This window comes from Komagataeibacter kakiaceti JCM 25156, from assembly GCF_000613305.1.
Genome location: NZ_BAIO01000715.1, coordinates 1 through 947 on the forward strand (window position 1 = coordinate 1; position 947 = coordinate 947).

The window sequence follows — 947 nt, forward strand, 5'->3', positions numbered from 1 at the left end:
CGGGCACCGCGCCGAACTGCTCGCCCCGGCGGCGAGCGATGGCGTACTGGGCAATGCCACGGCCCATGCAACGGTGGTGGAATTCTACGATCCGCGCTGCCCCTACTGCCGCAAGGTGCTGCCCGACCTCGACCGCCTGACGCGGGAAGACACGGACGTACGGATTATCGAAAAGGTCATCCCGGTTCTGGGGCAGGGCAGCCTCATCGCCTCGCAGGCGCTGGTGGCGGCGTTCGTACAGGGGGGGCAGGACGCCTATTTCCGCATGCAGCGCGCGGTCATGAATGATTCCGCCACCCCCACGACCGAGCGCATGCGCGCGCTGGCCAGCCAGTCCGGCCTGAACGCGGCCCAGCTCGTGACCGACATGAGCAGCCCGAAGGTGACCGCCATTCTGGAGGCGAACATGGATCTGGCGCGCGCCATCGGGCTGGACGGCACGCCGACCTTCGTCTTCAACGCCCACCAGATCATTCCCGGCGCGGCGGATTATGACACGCTGAAAAAGGCCATCGCCCAGAACCGCTAGAGCATTCCCGCCCGCCCTGTCGTGGCGGGCGGGCGCTGCCCGGTTCAGGCCATGGCGGGGGCGGGTACGGGCTGCGCCTTGAGGTCGTTCAGCCGCAGCAGGTGGGTCAGGGCGGCCACCATGTCATCCATCATCGCATCCGTATGGAACGGCCCCGGCGTCAGGCGCAGGCGCTCGGTCCCGCGCGGCACGGTGGGGTAATTGATGGGCGTGGCGTAGATCCCGTAATCACTGAGCAGCCGGTCACTCAGTTCGCGGCAGCGCTTCGCATCGCCCACCGGGATCGGCACGATGTGACTGGGCGTCATGGTAAAGGGCACATTGGCCCTGCGCAGCTTTTCACGGAAGGTGTTGACGCGCTCGAACATGCGCTCGCGCCGCCAGCCGTCCTTGCGCACCTGCCGCACGCTGGCCAGCG

The 947-nt window shown here is 67.7% G+C and carries 2 protein-coding genes; one reads left to right on the forward strand and one right to left on the reverse strand.

Annotated elements, in window-relative coordinates:
* On the forward strand, window positions 1-529 hold a 529-nt coding region (locus JCM25156_RS18225), incomplete at its 5' end, for a DsbA family protein (protein ID WP_025814266.1).
* 44 nt (window positions 530-573) lie between these two features.
* On the opposite strand, the gene JCM25156_RS18230 is transcribed toward JCM25156_RS18225, so the two are convergent.
* Window positions 574-947, reverse strand: a 374-nt coding sequence (locus tag JCM25156_RS18230; protein ID WP_025814267.1) for an aminotransferase class I/II-fold pyridoxal phosphate-dependent enzyme, incomplete at its 5' end; no start/stop codon positions are given.